The sequence below is a fragment of the Actinoplanes sp. CA-051413 genome, assembly GCF_050955795.1.
Taxonomy (GTDB): domain Bacteria; phylum Actinomycetota; class Actinomycetes; order Mycobacteriales; family Micromonosporaceae; genus Actinoplanes.
Genome location: NZ_CP192100.1, coordinates 1,911,492 through 1,926,637 on the forward strand (window position 1 = coordinate 1,911,492; position 15,146 = coordinate 1,926,637).

Here is a 15,146-nt window from a genome sequence, read left to right on the forward strand (position 1 = left end):
TGATCGGTGATTGCCACCAGTGAGGTCGAGATCGCGGCGCGCCGCATCGCCGGGCGGATCAGGCGCACCCCGGTGTTCCGGGACGGGCCGGCACTGCTGAAGCTCGAGTTCCTGCAGCACGCGGGGTCCTTCAAGACCCGGGGCATGTTCAACCGGATTCTCGCCGCGGCCGAGCACGGGCTGCCGGCGGCGGGCGTCATCGCGGCCTCCGGCGGCAACGCCGGCCTCGCCGCGGCGTACGCGGCCCGCGAGCTGGGCGTGGCCGCCGAGATCTACGTGCCGGTCACGGCCCCGCCGGTCAAGGTGGCGAAGCTGGCCAAGCTCGGCGCCCGGGTGGTCCAGGTCGGCCACGAGTACGCGGAGGCGTACGAGGCCGCAGTCGTGCAGGCCGAGGTGACCGGGGCACTGTTCTGTCACGCCTACGACGATCCGGACATGGTGGCCGGCAACGGGACCCTCGGGCTGGAGCTCGCCGAGCAGCTGCCGGACGGCTTCGACACCGTGCTGGTGGCGGTCGGCGGGGGCGGCCTGATCGCCGGGGTCGCCGCCGCCCTGCACGACCGGGCCCGCGTCGTCGCCGTCGAGCCGGTCACCACCGCAGCCCTGCACGCGGCCCTCGATGCCGGTGGCCCGGTGGACATCCCGGTCTCCGGGGTGGCGTCCGACGCCCTGGGCGCCCGGCGGGTCGGGACGATCGCTTACGAGACGGCCGTTGCGGCGCAGCTGCCGTCTGTGCTGGTCGACGATCAGGCGATCGTGGAGGCCCGGCGGCAGTTGTGGGAGGACTATCGGATCGTCGTCGAGCACGGCACCGCCGCCGCGCAGGCCGCATTGACCTCGGGCGCCTACGTGCCGGAGCCGGGGGAGCGGGTCGTGGTGCTGCTCTGCGGCGCGAACACGAATCCGGCCGACCTTGCTTGAGCAGGTCCGCCTCATCGAGCGGGTGCGGGAGGTGTGCCGCGCCGACAGCCGGGTCGAGGCCGCCCTGATGTACGGCTCGTTCGCCGACGGCACGGCCGACGAGCACAGCGACATCGAGTTCTGGATGTTCTTCACCGCCGTGCCCACCGACCCGCGGGCCTGGATCGAGCTGGTCAGCCCGGTCACCCACCTGGTCCGCAACGAGTTCGGCGCGCACGTGGCGTTCTTCCCGGGGCTGATCCGCGGCGAGTTCCACTTCGCCGGCACCGCGGACATCGCTTCCGTCCGCGACTGGCCGGCCTGCGACATCGTGCCGGTCGTCGACAGACACGGTCTGCTGGAGCAGTCACGCCCGCAAGGCGTCACGGACCGTACGGCGGATGTCTGCGGTCGCTTTGCCAACTGGCTGCTGCTCGCCCATCACGTCGGGCAGCGCGGTGAGGTGCTGCGGCAGCGGGACGCCCTCGCGCACGCCCAGCGCCATCTGCTGTGGATGGCCCGGCTGGCCGAGGGCCGCACCGAGCACTGGCTCACCCCGTCGCGGCAGGCCGAGGCCGAGCTCAGCGCGGCCCCGATCGCGGCGCTCTCGCGTACCCATGAAGATGTGAGCGCGGCCTGGCAGGCAGGCCGCGCCCTCTGGATCAAGCTTGAGCCGGACCCTCCGGAGCGGCTTTTCGCCGAGCTGGACCGGGCACTCGGGAGCTGACCGCGGTCACGCCCAGCAGGACCAGCAGCACCCCGCTGAACCACAGCATCGCGGTGGTCGCCGGCAGGAAGTGGGTCGCGATGCCCAGGCCCAGCGCCGGGCCGATCAGGCCCAGGTAGGCGATGAGGAAGAGCCCGGCCAGGGCCTCGCCGCGGACCGCGGGCTCGGCCATCGCCGCGACGGCGCCGACCGCGGACTTGAAGAGCAGGCCCGCGCCGCCACCGGCGACCGCGCCGCCGAGCAGGAACAGCGCCAGCGAGGACAGGTGCATCCCGGCGCCGAGCACGACGAGCCCGGCAGCCTCGGCGGCCAGGCCGGCGGTGAACCGGTGGGCCGGGCTGAGCAGCGTCGAGCCGGCCTGGGTGGCGGCCGCGGCTCCGAAGACCAGGAACACCACGACGCCGGCGAGCAGCCGGCCGGGGTGGTGCAGCGAGCCGGCGACGAAGCTGGGCGCCAGCGAGGTGAACAGGCCGAAGACCGCGAAGCCGGCGAACGCGCCGGCCGCGGCGACCGCGTAACCCAGCCGGTCGGCGGCGGCGACCCGGATCCGCTGCGGCCGGTAGCGGGGTGCGACGGCGGGCGCGACCACCGTCTCGGGCGTGGCCGCGACGGCGACCGCGCTGAGCGCGAGCAGGACCAGAAAGACGAGGTACGGGGTACGCAGGGGAGCGTCGACGAACTGCGCCAGCGCCCCGGCGACCAGGGTGCCGGTGCCCAGCCCACCGAGGTTGGCCGCCGCGGAGATCAGCTCGAAGCGTCCCCGCCCGGCGTGCGGCCGGTGCGCGACGTGCAGTTCCAGCAGGTACGCGGTGGCGGTGGCGGTGATCATGCCGACGCCGAGGCCGGTGACGAACCGGGCGATCAGCAGTCCGGGCAGGGCCGGCCAGAGAAGGAACAGCACCGCGGCGACGGCTTCCAGGGCCAGGGCCGGCAGCAGGACGCGCTTGCGGCCCACCCAGTCGGAGACGTGGCCGGCGAGCAGCAGGCTGGTGACGACGCCGACCGCGTACACGGCGAAGACGACCGTCACGGTGAACGGGGAGAAGCCGTCCTGCTGCTGGTAGAGCGGGTAGAGCGGGGTGGGCACGGCGGAGAACGCCATCGAGATCGCGAAGACGGCGGCGATCAGCCAGAAGCCGGTGCCGTGCCGGGCGGAGCCCTGACGGACCTGCGGCGACTGGGATGGGGCAGTAACGGTCATGTCCTCACAGTGCGTCGCGGCAAGCATCATGTCCAACGAAGGTTCCTGCTCGTACCTATCACCGAATGCGATAGTTGCGGGTATGGAGCTTCGTCACCTCGCCTACTTCGTCGCCGTCGCCGAGGAGGGCAGCTTCACCCGGGCCGCCACCCGCCTGCACGTCGTGCAGTCCGGCGTCTCCGCGGCGATCAAGGCGCTGGAGCACGAACTGGACGCGCCGCTGCTGGAACGCACGTCCAAGCGGGTCGCGCTCACCGACGCCGGTGCCGCACTGCTGCCCCGGGCCCGGGCCGCACTCGACGCCGCCCGGGCGGCCCGGGACGCGGTGGACGAGGTCCGCGGCGGACTGCGCGGCACCGTACGGATCGGCACGCTGACCGCGATCGGGCTCGTCGACCTGCCGGCGCTGCTGGGCCGCTTCCACCGGACCCACCCCGCCGTGACCCTGCAACTGACCGTGTCCACCCGGGGCTCCGGCGGCCTGGTCGACGCGCTCACCGACGGCCGCCTGGACCTGGCGATGGTCTCGGTGCCCGGGCGCCCGCCGGCCGGGGTCCACTTGCGGCAGTTGCTGTGGCGCCCGATGGAACTGGTGCTCCCGGCCGGTCACCGGCTCGCCGGACGGCCGGAGGTGCGGGTCGAGGACCTGGCCGGCGAGCAGTTCGTGGACTTCCCGGTCGGCTACGGCAACCGCACGGTGGTGGACCGGGCGTTCGCGGCGGCCGGGTTGCAGCGCCACGTGTCGCTGGAGGTGGTCGACATCAGCACCGGTGCGGGCTTCGTGCGGCACGGGCTGGGCATCGCGATCCTGCCGCGTTTCGCCGTACCGGATGAAGTGGATCTTGTGGTCGTGCCGGTCGCGGACGCCGACCTGGACTGGCCGCTCGGGGTCGCCACCTCGGCGGTCCGGGCGCCGGGCGCGGCCGCGCGGGCCCTGCTCGGCATGATCGACGATCACCTGCGCCCGCCCGGCGCTCTCCGCGATGCTGGGTGAATGTCCTCCGACCAGCAGATCCAGTCGGTTCGCCAGTTCCGCCGGTTCGCCCTGGTGGTCTGCCTCGTCGGCGTGGCGGTGCAGCTGGGCCTGACCGCCTATTACCTGGGCATGGGCCACAAGGCCACCCCGCACGACGTACCGGTGGGCCTGATCGCGCCGGACGCCAAGCGGGCGCCGATCGTCGAGCTGCTGGAGCGCGACGGCGTCTTCGCGGTGAGCGACTACGCCAACGTCACGGACCTGCGGGCCGGGATCAAGAGCCGCGAGGTGTACGGCGGGGTCGACGCGAGCGCCGCGCAACCGCACCTGTATCTCGCCTCCGCCGCCGGTCCCGCCGCCGCGAGTCTGCTGCGCGCCACCTACACCTCGGTCGTCGGCCAGCAGAACGCCGAGCAGCTCGCGGCTCTGGCCGGGCAGGGCGACACGATCTCGGTCGAGCAGGCACGGGCACTCGCCGCGGCCCCGGCGGTCACCGACGTGGTGGCGCTGCCGGCCGACGACGTCAACGGCGCTTCGCTCGGCTTCCTCACCCAGGCGCTCGCGCTGGGCGGCACCATCGCCTCGGTCGGGCTGGGCCGGCTGATCCCGCGCACCCGGCGCTCCTGGAAGCGCGGCATCGGCCACCTCAGCACCCTGATCGTGTACGCGCTCGGCTCGGCGGCCGTGGTGCTCTGGTCGATGACCTGGTTCGGCGTCGGCGCGGAGGCCGACCACCCGGAGATGTTCGGCATCTTCGCGCTGATGTCGCTGGCGATCACCGGCTCGACGGCCGGCGCGGTGGCCCTGTTCGGTCCGGGCGGCGCGCTGCTCGGTGGCCTCTACTTCACCGTGGGCACGGTCATCTCCGGCGCGAGCATCCTGCCCGAGTTCCTGCCGGCGTTCGGCCGCCTCCTCGGCGAGAACCTGCCGACCGGGGCCGGCGTGCAGGCGGTCCGCGACAATCTTTATTTCCCGGCCGCCCCGATCGGCGCGCACCTGCTGGTGCTGTCCCTCTACGCCGGGCTCGGGTGCCTGATCGTCCTGGTCACGAACCTGCTGCCCAACCGCGGAGACCGCACCAGCGAGGTCGAGCTGGAGCTGCGGGACCGCATCGAGGGCGCCGAACTGCGGGAGCCGGTGCCGATTCCCCCCGGTATTTCTTGATCCGTTGTGACGTTCGGCTCGTGGTTCCCTTAACAAGTGCGGCGTAAGGTCAATCCCGTGCTTGAAGCGTCAAGTGCTAAGGGAGCTGTCATGTCTTTGGGTATTCGCAGCCGGGTCACCGTGCCGCTGAAGTTCGCGGACGGATACGTCACCACGGCCGAGGTGATCACCTTCGACGGGCTCGCCGACGGCAAGGAGCACCTCGCGCTCGCCCTCGGCGACGCCTTCGGGGCCGAGGTGCCGCTCGTCCGCCCGCACTCCGAGTGCCTCACCGGCGACGTGTTCGGCTCCGAGCGCTGCGACTGCGGCCCCCAGCTGCGCGAGGCCGTCGAGCGGATCGCCGGCGTCGGCGGCTTCCTGCTCTACCTGCGCCAGGAGGGCCGCGGCATCGGGCTCTACGCCAAGCTCGACGCGTACGCGCTGCAGGACCTGGGCCTGGACACGTACGAGGCGAACCGGGCACTCGGGCACGCCGACGACGAGCGGGACTACACCGCCGCGGCGCAGATGCTGACCGCCCTCGGTGTGGGCCCGGTGGATCTGCTCACCAACAACCCGGACAAACCGGCCCAGCTGCGGTCGTTCGGGGTCGACGTCCGCGAGGTGGTGCCGACCCACGTGCACGCTTCCGCCGCCAACGTGCGCTACCTGCAGGCCAAGGTCGCGCACACCGCGCACACCATCGACCTGCCCCTGGCGGTCTGACTTCCGGTTTCCGCTCAGTCATATTTCCGGAGCGCCGAACGGTAGGGCGACATGCCGTAGGAGCACGGAGGTATTTCGCTGTGGGGATCGAGGCCGTCAACAGCCGGATCGCGGACATCCAGAGCCGGATGATCGCGATGCAGACCCAGCAGGCCACGGCGGCCAAGACGTCGTCGGCCACGTCGACCGACCCCGCGTCGGGCGGCAGCTTCGCCACCGCGCTCGCGGACGCCATGGGCACCCAGTCCTCGGCGGCGTCCGCGGGCCCGGCCAAGTCGTACTCGCTGAACGGCAAGGGGATCCCGACCGAGCTGGTCGGCTACGGCAACGGCAAGATCCCCGCCAACGCGCTGGAGAAGGTGGGCAACACCAACCACAAGCTGTGGGCGCCGGCGGCCGAGTCGCTCAACAAGATGATCAGTGATGCCAAGGCGCAGGGTGTGACCATCGGGATCACCGACTCCTACCGTTCGTACTCCGAGCAGGTCGACGTGGCCCGCCGCAAGGGCCTCTACTCGCAGGGCGGGCTGGCGGCCAAGCCCGGCACCAGCGAACACGGCTGGGGCATGGCCACCGACCTCGACCTGAACAACAAGGCGCAGGCGTGGATGCGCGCCAACGGCGAGAAGTACGGCTTCGTGGAGAACACGCCGCGGGAGCCGTGGCACTGGGCGTACAAGCCGAAGTCCGTCTAAGCCGGCTTCTGCCAGAGCAGCTCGCCGTGCAGCAGTGACATCCAGCCGTCCGAGTGGGCGGCCCAGGCCCGCCACGCGTCGGAGATCTTCTGCAGGTCCGCACCCTGCTCGGCGGCCTGCCGGGCCAGGTCCGACTTGAGGATGCGGTCGGCCCACATGCCGCCCCACCACTGGCGGTCCTCCGGCGTCGCGAAGCACCAGGTGCTCGACGTCACGACCGGGTCGCTCAGCCCGGCGGCGTGGGCCCAGGACAGCAGCCGGCGTCCGGCATCGGGCTCACCGCCGTTGCCACGGGCGATCCGGCGGTACAGGTCCAACCACTCGTCCAGCTCCGGCAGCTGGGGGAACCAGGCGAACGCCGCGTAGTCGCTGTCGCGTACCGCGACCACGCCGCCGGGTTTGGTGACCCGGCGCATCTCGCGCAGGGCGGTGACCGGGTCGCCGACGTGCTGCAGCACCTGGTGGGCGTGCACGACGTCGAACGTGTCGTCGGCGAAGTCCAGCGCGTGCACGTCGCCGACCGCGAAGTCGACGGTGTCCAGCCCGCGCCGGGCGATCTCGGCCCGGGCCAGGTCCAGCGCCGGCCCGGTGGGCTCCAGGGCGGTGACCCGCCCGGGTGTGACTTGCGTCGCGAGATCAGCGGTGATGGTGCCGGGTCCGCACCCGATGTCCAGCAGGGTGTCGCCGGATTTCAGCCGTGGCAGCAGATACGCCGCCGAATTTTCTGCGGTGCGCCAGCGGTGCGAGCGCAGGACCGATTCGTGATGCCCGTGGGTATAGACAGCAGCCATGCCGCGAACGCTATGCCGACGTCTCGCATTTCGGGAGCATAATCCTATATTTTGAGATGACGGCGAATACCCGATTTCGTGTAGTGGCAGCCAGGCCGTAGTTTTGTGGCCATGAGGATCGGCATCGTAGGCGCGACGGGGCAGGTCGGCGGCGTCATGCGCCGCATCCTGGCCGAGCGCCAGTTTCCTGTAGACCAGCTCCGGCTCTTCGCCTCCGCCCGCTCCGCCGGGCGCACCCTGTCCTGGGGTGACGGCGAAGTGACCGTCGAGGACGCGGCCACGGCCGACTACCGCGGACTGGACATCGTCCTGTTCTCCGCGGGCAAGGGCAGCTCCAAGGAGTACGCCCCCAAGGTCGCCGAGGCGGGCGCGGTGGTGATCGACAACTCGTCGGCGTACCGGATGGACCCGGACGTCCCGCTCGTGGTGGCGGAGGTGAACCCGGACGCGATCGCGCAGCGCCCCAAGGGCATCATCGCCAACCCGAACTGCACCACGATGGCCGCGATGCCGGTGCTGCGCCCGCTGCACGACGAGGCGGAGCTGGTCGCGCTGGTCGCCACGACGTACCAGGCGGTCTCCGGCGCCGGGCTGGCCGGCGTGGCCGAGCTCGACGACCAGATCAAGAAGGTCGCGGACCGGGCCACCGAGCTCGCCTTCGACGGCAGCGCCGTCGAGTTCCCGGCGCCCCGCTCGTTCAGCCAGCCCATCGCGTTCAACGTCCTGCCGCTGGCCGGGTCGATCGTCGACGACGGCCTCGGCGAGACCGACGAGGAGCAGAAGCTCCGCAACGAGAGCCGCAAGATCCTGGGCATCCCCGGCCTCAAGGTCTCCGGCACCTGCGTGCGCGTACCGGTCTTCACCGGTCACTCGCTCCAGGTGAACGCGCGCTTCGCCCGGCCGATCAGCCCGCAGCGCGCCCGGGAGCTGCTCGCCTCGGCGCCCGGCGTGGAGCTGTCCGACGTTCCCACGCCGCTGCAGGCAGCCGGCCGGGACCCGACGTTCGTGGGCCGCATCCGCGCCGACGAGACGGTCGACAACGGTATCGCGCTGTTCCTCTCCAACGACAACCTGCGCAAGGGCGCGGCCCTGAACGCGGTCCAGGTCGCCGAGCTGGTGGCCGCCGCGCTCTGAGTCCCTGCTCCGGCCCGTTCCACCCTTGGGTGGGACGGGCTTTGTCGTTCCTTCGGGGAGTCTTTTCGACAATCCACTATGGAAAAACCGGGCTTTTTGCCTGAATCGGTAGCGCATGGTCGATTTGAGGTGCACAGTGATTGCATGAACGACAGTGGGCCCGGCGGCGGCTACTTCTGGTGCCTCCGCCACAACCGGGTCGAGACCGGGGACGACGTGTGTCCTGCGCAGTACCGGCTCGGTCCGTACGCCTCCGCTGACGACGCCACGCGGGCGCTCGAGACCGTCGAGAAGCGCAATGCGACGTGGGATGCCGAGGACGCCCGCTGGACCGGGGAGGTCAGCTAGGCCGGCTCGACCCCTGTGTCCAAGCCGGAATCCTGCAGTCTCCAGGCGGAGACGAGCCCGCAGTCATTCGCAAGGAGGAACTTCCCCATGGCCGTGCCCAAGAAGGCCCCGACCCGGACCGCCACGACCGGCGCCAGAAGCGCGCGGGTCGCCGCGTCCCCGGCAGCTGCCAAGCCTGCTGCCAAGCCCGTTGCTGCCAAGCCTGCCGCTGCCAAGCGGACTGCTGCTGCTAGTTCTGCCAATGGGCAGTCGGTTGCTGTGCGGTCTGCGGTCAAGCCCAAGACCTCGGCTGCTGCTGCCGCCGCCAAGCCTGCGGCCAAGCCGGTTTCTGCCGCTAAGTCCGGTGGGGCCAGCAAGGCTCCGGCCAGTAAGACGACCGCCAAGAAGGCGCCTGCTACCAAGTCGGCTTCGGCTTCGGCTCGGGCGGGCGCTGTGAAGCGGGCTTCCGGGGCTGCCAAGCCGGTTACTGCTGCGGCTGCGCGTTCTGGCGCGGCGGCCGGGAAGTCGTCGACTGCTGCTAAGTCGTCGACCGCTGCGCGGTCTGCGGGTGCCAAGTCGTCGGTTGTGAAGTCTGCGGGTGCCAAGGCCACCACCGCCGCGAAGTCGACTTCCGCGAAGTCCGCGGCGGGGAAGTCGACGGCTGGGAAGTCTTCGGCGGCTGCGAAGTCCACGGCCGTGAAGTCCGTCGCCGCCAAGTCCACGGCTGCGAAGTCTGCGGCTGGCAAGTCTTCCGCGGCCGCGAAGTCGACCGCCAGGTCCGCTGCTGCGAAGTCCACGGCCGCTAAGTCCACGGCTGCGAAGTCCACCGCGGCGAAGACCACGGCGAAGTCTTCCGCGGGCAAGTCGGCAGCGGCGGCCAAGTCGGCTTCTGCTCGTTCCGCTTCGGCTCGTTCGGGTTCGGCCGGTGGGACGTCGGTTCGTTCCACGGCTGCGAAGCCCACCGCGGCGAAGACCATGGCGAAGTCCTCGGCCGTCAAGTCGACGGCGGCCAAGTCGACCGCCGCGAAGTCGATCGCCACTAAGTCGACCGCCGCCAAGTCTGCTGCCAAGTCGACCGCCACTAAGTCTGCTGCCGCGAAGTCGACCGCCGCCAAGTCGACCGCCGCCAGGTCGGCTGCCGCCAAGTCGACTTCCTCGAAGGCCGGGGCCGGTAAGTCGGGTGCCGGTAAGGCGACTGCGGGTAAGGCCACCACTGCCACGTCCGCCGCCGGCAAGGCTTCGGCCGCGGTCAAGGCCGCCGCCAAGTCCGCCGCCGCGGCCAGGACCTCGGCCGGCGCGGCGAAGAAGGCCGCGGCTCGCAGCACCGGCAACGCGGCCGCCACCAAGGCCCGGACGACCACCGCCGGCAAGGCCGCCAACGCCAAGCCGGCCGGCATGACCAAGACGTCGGCCACCAACGCCGGCCGGGTCAAGAAGCCCGCCTCGGCTGCGGCCGCGCGTACCGCCACCGCCGGCAACAGCGGCCTCTCCGGGAACGGCCGCGTCTCCACCGTCGCCGGCTCGGCCCGCAAGGCGACCGCCAAGCGCTGAACCCGGGCACACCAGGGCCGCGCCGATCACGGCGCGGCCCTTCTGCGTACCGGAATTGTCGGTGCGGCCTGGTAGGAATGACCCGTGCCGATCAAACGGGTGTGGGCGCCACACATCGACTTCTCCGTGCTGCGCCGCGAGCTCGAGTTACCTGCCGAGTTCCCGGCCGACGCGATGCGGGAGGCGCAGGAGGCCGCGACCGGGGTCGCACCGCCGGGCGTCGACCGCACCGACATCCCGTTCGTCACGGTGGATCCGGCCACCTCGCGCGACCTCGACCAGGCGATGGAGCTTACCCGCCGGCCCGGCGGAGGCTATCGGGTGCGCTACGCGATCGCCGACGTCGCCTCCTATGTGCGGCCGGGCGGCGCGCTCGACACCGAGACCTGGGTGCGCGGCCAGACCATCTACTTCCCGGACGGCAAGGTCCCGCTGCACCCGCCCGTGCTCAGCGAGGGCGCGGTCAGTCTGCTGCCCGACGCGGACCGCGCCGCAGTGCTGTGGACCATCGACCTGGACGCCGACGGCGAGATCACCGGCATCGCCCTGGAGCGAGCGCGGGTGCGCAGCCGGGCCAAGCTCGACTACGCCGGCCTGCAAGCGGACGTCGACGCGGGCACCGCCCCCGAGCCGATCGCCCTGCTGCCCGAGCTGGGCACGCTGCTGGCCCGCCGCGCAGCCGATCGCGGCGCGGTCAACCTGCCCCTGCCCGAGCAGGAGGTCGAGCAGAACGGCGGCGGCTGGCAGCTGGTCCTGCGGGCGCCGCTGGCCGTCGAGGAGCACAACGCCCAGATCTCCCTGCTCACCGGCATGGCCGCCGCCACCCTGATGCTGGAAGGAGAGATCGGGCTCCTCCGCACCATGCCGCCCGCCCGCCCCGAGGCAGTGACCAAACTCCGAGCGGCCGCCGCCTCCCTCGACGTCCCCTGGCCTCCCGACGCCTCCGTCGGCGCGGTCGTAGCCTCCGTCGACCCGGCCAGCCCCCGCGGCGCGGCCTTCCTCAACCAGGCGGCCGAGCTCCTGCGCGGCGCGGGCTACACGGCCTTCGACCAGGAGACGCCCGCCGAAACCGGCCACGGCGGAGTGGGCGCGCCCTACGCACACGTGACCGCACCGCTGCGCCGCCTGGCCGACCGCTACGCGACGGAAGTGTGCCTCGCTCTGCACGAGGGCCGCGAGGTGCCGCAGTGGGCCCGCGAGGCCCTGCCCCGCCTCCCCAAGTGCATGGCGACGACCGACCGGGTTGCGTCAGCGGCCGACCGCGGCGCCGTGGGCCTCGCCGAAGCGGTGCTGCTCGCCCACCGGGTAGGGGAGACCTTCGAGGCGGGCGTCCTCGACGTCGACGAAGACCGCGCAGGCGCGAAGGGTGGCCAGGACGCCGCCCCCGCAAAGCCGGACGACCAGGCCGCTGCGAATGCGGCCGAGCCGGCGGCGGCCCCGAAGCAGAACGGACGCGACAAGCCGAACAACCGCCGTCCCCGAGGCGGCAAAGTCGCCATCGACGAACCGGCCGTCCAGGCCCGCTGCGTGGGCGAACTCCCCCTGGGCGATCGCATCCAGGTCCGCCTGACCCAGGCCGACCCCAAAACCAGAGAGGTCCTCTTTGAACGAATCTGACCCACCAGGCCGCCGCCCGCCGCGCCCGAACCGGGGTCCGCGACCCGTCGGCCGCGACGCACACGGCCCCACGAGCAAGGGCCGACATCTGCCTGCGTCGTAGACCCCCGATCAGGGGAGTTGCGGGACGCCCGCCTGGTCCAGGGGCCAGGCCGGGTTGTGGGTGATCTCCCACAGGTGGCCGTCCGGGTCCGTGAAGTAGCCGAGATATCCGCCCCACTCCGCTGCGCCGCCGGCCTTCACCAGAGTCGCGCCGGCCTGGACCGCTGAGCGCAGCGCCTCGTCCACCGCCGCTGGGCTTTCCACGTTTATCGCCAGCATTGTGCCGCGGAAGTCGGCGGCCGGGTTCGGTGGCGGCTGGCGGGTCGGCAGGCCCGCGTCCGCCGTCATGTCGTCGGTCGCTACCAGGGACAGCAGACCGCCGGCGGTGTGGAAGAAGCTGACCACGCCGGGCACCGAGGCCGTCGACAGCCGCCAGCCCAGCGACTCGTAGAACTCGGTGGCTCGGGCCACGTCGGCCACGCCGAGGGTGGCCAGGCTGACTCGGGCAGGAACGGACATGGCAGGAAGTCTGCCACTTGTCCGATCTTGCCCGGGCCGTACCCCTGGCTCAGAAGGTGTGTTCCTCCGCCGGGAACTCACCGCCGCGGACCTCGTCCGCGAACTGCCTGGTCGCTTCGGTCAGGATGCCCGACAGGTCGGCGTAGCGCTTCACGAAGCGCGGCGCCTTCCCCTCGCGCAGGCCCGCCATGTCCTGCCAGACCAGCACCTGCGCGTCCGTGTCCGGGCCCGCGCCGATGCCCACCGTCGGGATCGTCAGTTCCTTGGTGATCTGCTTCGCCACCTCGCCGGGCACCATCTCCAGCACCACCGCGAACGCGCCGGCCTCGGCCACCGCGCGGGCGTCGGCGATGACCTCTTCCGCGTCGCTGCCGCGGCCCTGCACGCGGTAGCCGCCGAGGGTGTGCTCGCTCTGCGGGGTGAAGCCGATGTGGGCCATGACCGGGATGCCCGCGCCGGTGATCGCCCGGATCTGGTCCGCGGTGCGGCGGCCGCCCTCAAGTTTCACGGCGTGGGCGCCGCCTTCCTTCATGAAGCGGACCGCGGTGCGCAGCGCCTGGGTCGGGCCCTCCTCGTACGAGCCGAACGGCAGGTCGCCCACCACCAGGGCCGTCTTCGTCGCGCGGACCACTGCGCGTACCAGAGGAAGCAGCTCCTCCGTGGTGACCGGGAGGGTCGTCTCGTAGCCGAAGACGTTGTTGGCCGCGGAGTCGCCGACCAGCAGGACCGGGATGCCGGCGCGGTCGAAGATCGCGGCCGTGTACTGGTCGTAGGACGTCAGCATCGGCCAGCGGTCGCCGCGTTCTTTCGCGGCGATCAGGTCGCGGGTGCGCACGCGGCGAGTGGCGGGGCCCCCGTACAGGGTGGGGATCTCGGACATCTCTGTCTCCTTCCCTCGAGGCCGCGGTGTGCGGTCCCCGGGTCTGCCCCAAATCGTCGCACCCGGCATGCCGCACCGGTCAGGGTTCAGTGGAGCCGGTCACACCCCTTCGCGGAAGCGGTTGGTGATCGGCAGGCGGCGGTCGCGGCCGAACGCCTTGATGGAGATCTTGGTGCCCGGCGCGGACTGCCGGCGCTTGTACTCGGCCAGGTCGACCATGCGCAGCACCCGGTCCACCAGCGCCGCATCGTGGCCCGCCGCGATCAGGTCGTCGCGGCCCTGGTCGCCGTCGATGTAGCCGGCCAGGATCGCGTCCAGCAGGTCGTAGTCGGGCAGCGAGTCGCTGTCCACCTGGCCCGGGCGCAGCTCCGCGCTGGGCGGCTTGGAGATCGAGTTCTCCGGGATGGGGGAGTCGGCCTGGGTGTTGCGCCAGCGGGCCAGCTTCCAGACCATCGTCTTCGGTACGTCCTTGAGCGGGTTGAAACCGCCGACCGAATCGCCGTACAGGGTCGAGTAGCCCACCGCCAGCTCGCTCTTGTTGCCCGTCGTCAGTACCAGGTGTCCTTCCTGGTTCGACAGGGCCATCAGGATGACGCCCCGGACCCTCGCCTGGAGGTTTTCCACCGCGAGGCCGGAGAGCGACATGTTGGCCAGGAAGGCGTCGACCATCGGCTGGATCGGCTCGCTGCGGTAGTCCAGGCCGGTGCGCTTGGCCAGGTCCGCCGCGTCGTCGCGGGAGTGGGTGGACGAGTAGCCGCTGGGCATCGAGAGGCCCACCACGCGTTCCGGGCCGAGCGCGTCGACGGCGATCGCGGCGACCACCGCCGAGTCGATGCCGCCGGACAGGCCCAGCACGATCGAGCGGAAGCCGTTCTTCTCCACGTAGTCGCGCAGGCCCAGGGTGAGCGCCGACCAGATCTCCGCCTCGTCGTTGACCCGGTCCGCGATGCCGCCGACCGCCGGGCCGTCGGTGAGCGGGCGCAGCGCTCCGGCGACGGTGACGCGGGTGATGCCCATGGCGTCGTTCGTGCGCTCCTCGACCCGAGGCGCCTCGGCGGCGGGAGCCGGGCCGGGCTCGTTCTCGACCGCGTCCGCCTCGGGCAGCTCCAGGTCGTGGATCAGCAACTCGGTGGTGAACTGGCCGGCCCGGGTGAGCAGCTCGCCGGCGGCGGTGACGATCATCGAGTCGCCGTCGAAGACCAGCTCGTCCTGGCCGCCGACCATGTTCACGTACGCGATGGTCGCGCCCGCCTCGGCCGCCCGGCGCTTGACCAGCGGCAGCCGGATGTCGTCCTTGTTCAGCTCGTACGGTGAGGCGTTGATGTTGACGACCAGCCCGACGCCGGCCCGCCGGGCCGCGGCGAACGGGCCGCCGGCCTGCCACAGGTCCTCACAGACGGTGAGGCCGACGTCGACGCCGCCGACGCGCACCACCGTCAGCGAATCGCCCGGCTCGAAATACCTGTCCTCGTCGAAGACGCCGTAGTTGGGCAGGTGGTGCTTGAAGTAGGTCGCGGCGATCCCGCCGCCGAAGAGCAGCGCGGACGCGTCGCGCCGGCCGCTGCCGGGCACGGCGTCGGCGCTGGTCGGCGCCGGGCCGTCGGCGTCGACGTAACCCACCACCACGGCGATGTCGCCCAGGCCGTCCGCGGCCAGGTCGGCGGCCAGCGTACGCAGCGCGCCCTGCGACGCCCGCACGAACGAGTCCCGGAACACCAGGTCCTCGATCGGATAGCCGGTGAGCATCATCTCCGGGAAGGCGACCAGCTGGGCACCGGCGTCGGCGGCCACCCGGGACCAGTGCCGGACAGCCGCGGCGTTGCCGGGGATGTCCCCGACGGTGGAGTTCACCTGGGCAAGAGCGACGCGCAACGAAGGCATGACGGTATTCTTCCCCAGCGCCGGCGAAGCGCGCAG

16 protein-coding genes are annotated in these 15,146 nt (G+C 71.7%); 10 read left to right on the plus strand and 6 right to left on the minus strand.

Translation table 11 applies throughout. The annotated features are described in order from the left end of the window. The first annotated feature begins 6 nt into the window (after nt 1-6). The gene (locus ACQP2Y_RS09145; RefSeq protein WP_433726333.1) at nt 7-921 is read left to right on the plus strand and encodes a threonine/serine dehydratase; all 915 of its coding nucleotides are present in this window, start codon (nt 7-9) and stop codon (nt 919-921) included. After that, nucleotides 914-1,627 (plus strand): hypothetical protein, encoded by a 714-nt coding sequence (locus tag ACQP2Y_RS09150; protein ID WP_433726335.1) that lies wholly within the window; start codon nt 914-916, stop codon nt 1,625-1,627. The genes ACQP2Y_RS09145 and ACQP2Y_RS09150 overlap by 8 nt, the downstream gene beginning before the upstream one ends. Here ACQP2Y_RS09150 and ACQP2Y_RS09155 read toward each other — a convergent pair. Further along, a complete protein-coding gene (locus ACQP2Y_RS09155; RefSeq protein WP_433726337.1) occupies nt 1,563-2,828 on the minus strand; it encodes an MFS transporter in 1,266 nt (421 codons plus the stop codon). The two genes, ACQP2Y_RS09150 and ACQP2Y_RS09155, sit on opposite strands and share 65 nt — an antisense overlap. 82 nt (nt 2,829-2,910) lie before the next feature. Between ACQP2Y_RS09155 and ACQP2Y_RS09160 the strand changes: the two genes are divergently transcribed. The 4 genes from ACQP2Y_RS09160 (at nt 2,911) to ACQP2Y_RS09175 (ending at nt 6,368) form a co-directional block, all read left to right on the plus strand. After that, nucleotides 2,911-3,822 carry a LysR family transcriptional regulator gene (locus ACQP2Y_RS09160; protein WP_433726339.1) on the plus strand — a complete coding sequence of 304 codons (912 nt, stop codon included), beginning with the start codon at nt 2,911-2,913 and terminating at the stop codon, nt 3,820-3,822. After that, entirely contained in the window at nt 3,823-4,968 is a 1,146-nt protein-coding gene (locus ACQP2Y_RS09165; protein WP_433726341.1) for a hypothetical protein, read from the plus strand. Nucleotides 4,969-5,058: 90 nt separating this feature from the next. Beyond that, complete coding sequence (locus ACQP2Y_RS09170) at nt 5,059-5,673, plus strand: GTP cyclohydrolase II (RefSeq protein WP_433726343.1); 615 nt, start codon at nt 5,059-5,061, stop codon at nt 5,671-5,673. An 80-nt stretch (nt 5,674-5,753) separates the two neighbouring features. Next, on the plus strand, nt 5,754-6,368 hold the full coding sequence (locus ACQP2Y_RS09175) for a M15 family metallopeptidase (protein ID WP_433726345.1): 615 nt from the start codon (nt 5,754-5,756) through the stop codon (nt 6,366-6,368). Here ACQP2Y_RS09175 and ACQP2Y_RS09180 read toward each other — a convergent pair. Beyond that, nucleotides 6,365-7,159, minus strand: a complete 795-nt coding sequence (locus ACQP2Y_RS09180) for a class I SAM-dependent methyltransferase (protein WP_433726347.1) — start codon at nt 7,157-7,159, stop codon at nt 6,365-6,367. The genes ACQP2Y_RS09175 and ACQP2Y_RS09180 overlap by 4 nt on opposite strands. Nucleotides 7,160-7,270: 111 nt before the next feature. Here ACQP2Y_RS09180 and ACQP2Y_RS09185 point away from each other — a divergent pair, with 111 nt between their 5' ends. Both ACQP2Y_RS09185 and ACQP2Y_RS09190 read left to right on the plus strand, forming a co-directional pair. Continuing rightward, nucleotides 7,271-8,293: an aspartate-semialdehyde dehydrogenase gene (locus ACQP2Y_RS09185; protein WP_433726349.1), complete on the plus strand. Its 1,023-nt coding sequence runs from the start codon at nt 7,271-7,273 to the stop codon at nt 8,291-8,293. A gap of 144 nt (nt 8,294-8,437) precedes the next feature. Further along, entirely contained in the window at nt 8,438-8,641 is a 204-nt protein-coding gene (locus ACQP2Y_RS09190) for a hypothetical protein (RefSeq protein WP_360823314.1), read from the plus strand. Here the strand turns inward: ACQP2Y_RS09190 and ACQP2Y_RS09195 are convergent. Next, on the minus strand, nt 8,638-10,017 hold the full coding sequence (locus ACQP2Y_RS09195; protein WP_433726351.1) for a hypothetical protein: 1,380 nt from the start codon (nt 10,015-10,017) through the stop codon (nt 8,638-8,640). The genes ACQP2Y_RS09190 and ACQP2Y_RS09195 overlap by 4 nt on opposite strands. Here ACQP2Y_RS09195 and ACQP2Y_RS09200 point away from each other — a divergent pair. Both ACQP2Y_RS09200 and ACQP2Y_RS09205 read left to right on the plus strand, forming a co-directional pair. Then, complete coding sequence (locus ACQP2Y_RS09200) at nt 10,016-10,171, plus strand: hypothetical protein (RefSeq protein WP_433726353.1); 156 nt, start codon at nt 10,016-10,018, stop codon at nt 10,169-10,171. The genes ACQP2Y_RS09195 and ACQP2Y_RS09200 overlap by 2 nt on opposite strands. A gap of 84 nt (nt 10,172-10,255) precedes the next feature. Beyond that, nucleotides 10,256-11,788, plus strand: a complete 1,533-nt coding sequence (locus tag ACQP2Y_RS09205) for an RNB domain-containing ribonuclease (RefSeq protein WP_433726355.1) — start codon at nt 10,256-10,258, stop codon at nt 11,786-11,788. 111 nt (nt 11,789-11,899) lie between these two features. On the opposite strand, the gene ACQP2Y_RS09210 is transcribed toward ACQP2Y_RS09205, so the two are convergent. From ACQP2Y_RS09210 to ACQP2Y_RS09220, 3 genes are all read right to left on the minus strand, one after another. Beyond that, nucleotides 11,900-12,349 (minus strand): VOC family protein, encoded by a 450-nt coding sequence (locus ACQP2Y_RS09210; RefSeq protein ID WP_433726357.1) that lies wholly within the window; start codon nt 12,347-12,349, stop codon nt 11,900-11,902. A gap of 49 nt (nt 12,350-12,398) precedes the next feature. Next, complete coding sequence (panB, locus tag ACQP2Y_RS09215) at nt 12,399-13,229, minus strand: 3-methyl-2-oxobutanoate hydroxymethyltransferase (RefSeq protein WP_433726359.1); 831 nt, start codon at nt 13,227-13,229, stop codon at nt 12,399-12,401. A 99-nt stretch (nt 13,230-13,328) separates the two neighbouring features. After that, nucleotides 13,329-15,110 (minus strand): NAD+ synthase, encoded by a 1,782-nt coding sequence (locus ACQP2Y_RS09220; RefSeq protein WP_433726361.1) that lies wholly within the window; start codon nt 15,108-15,110, stop codon nt 13,329-13,331. Nucleotides 15,111-15,146: the final 36 nt, after the last annotated feature.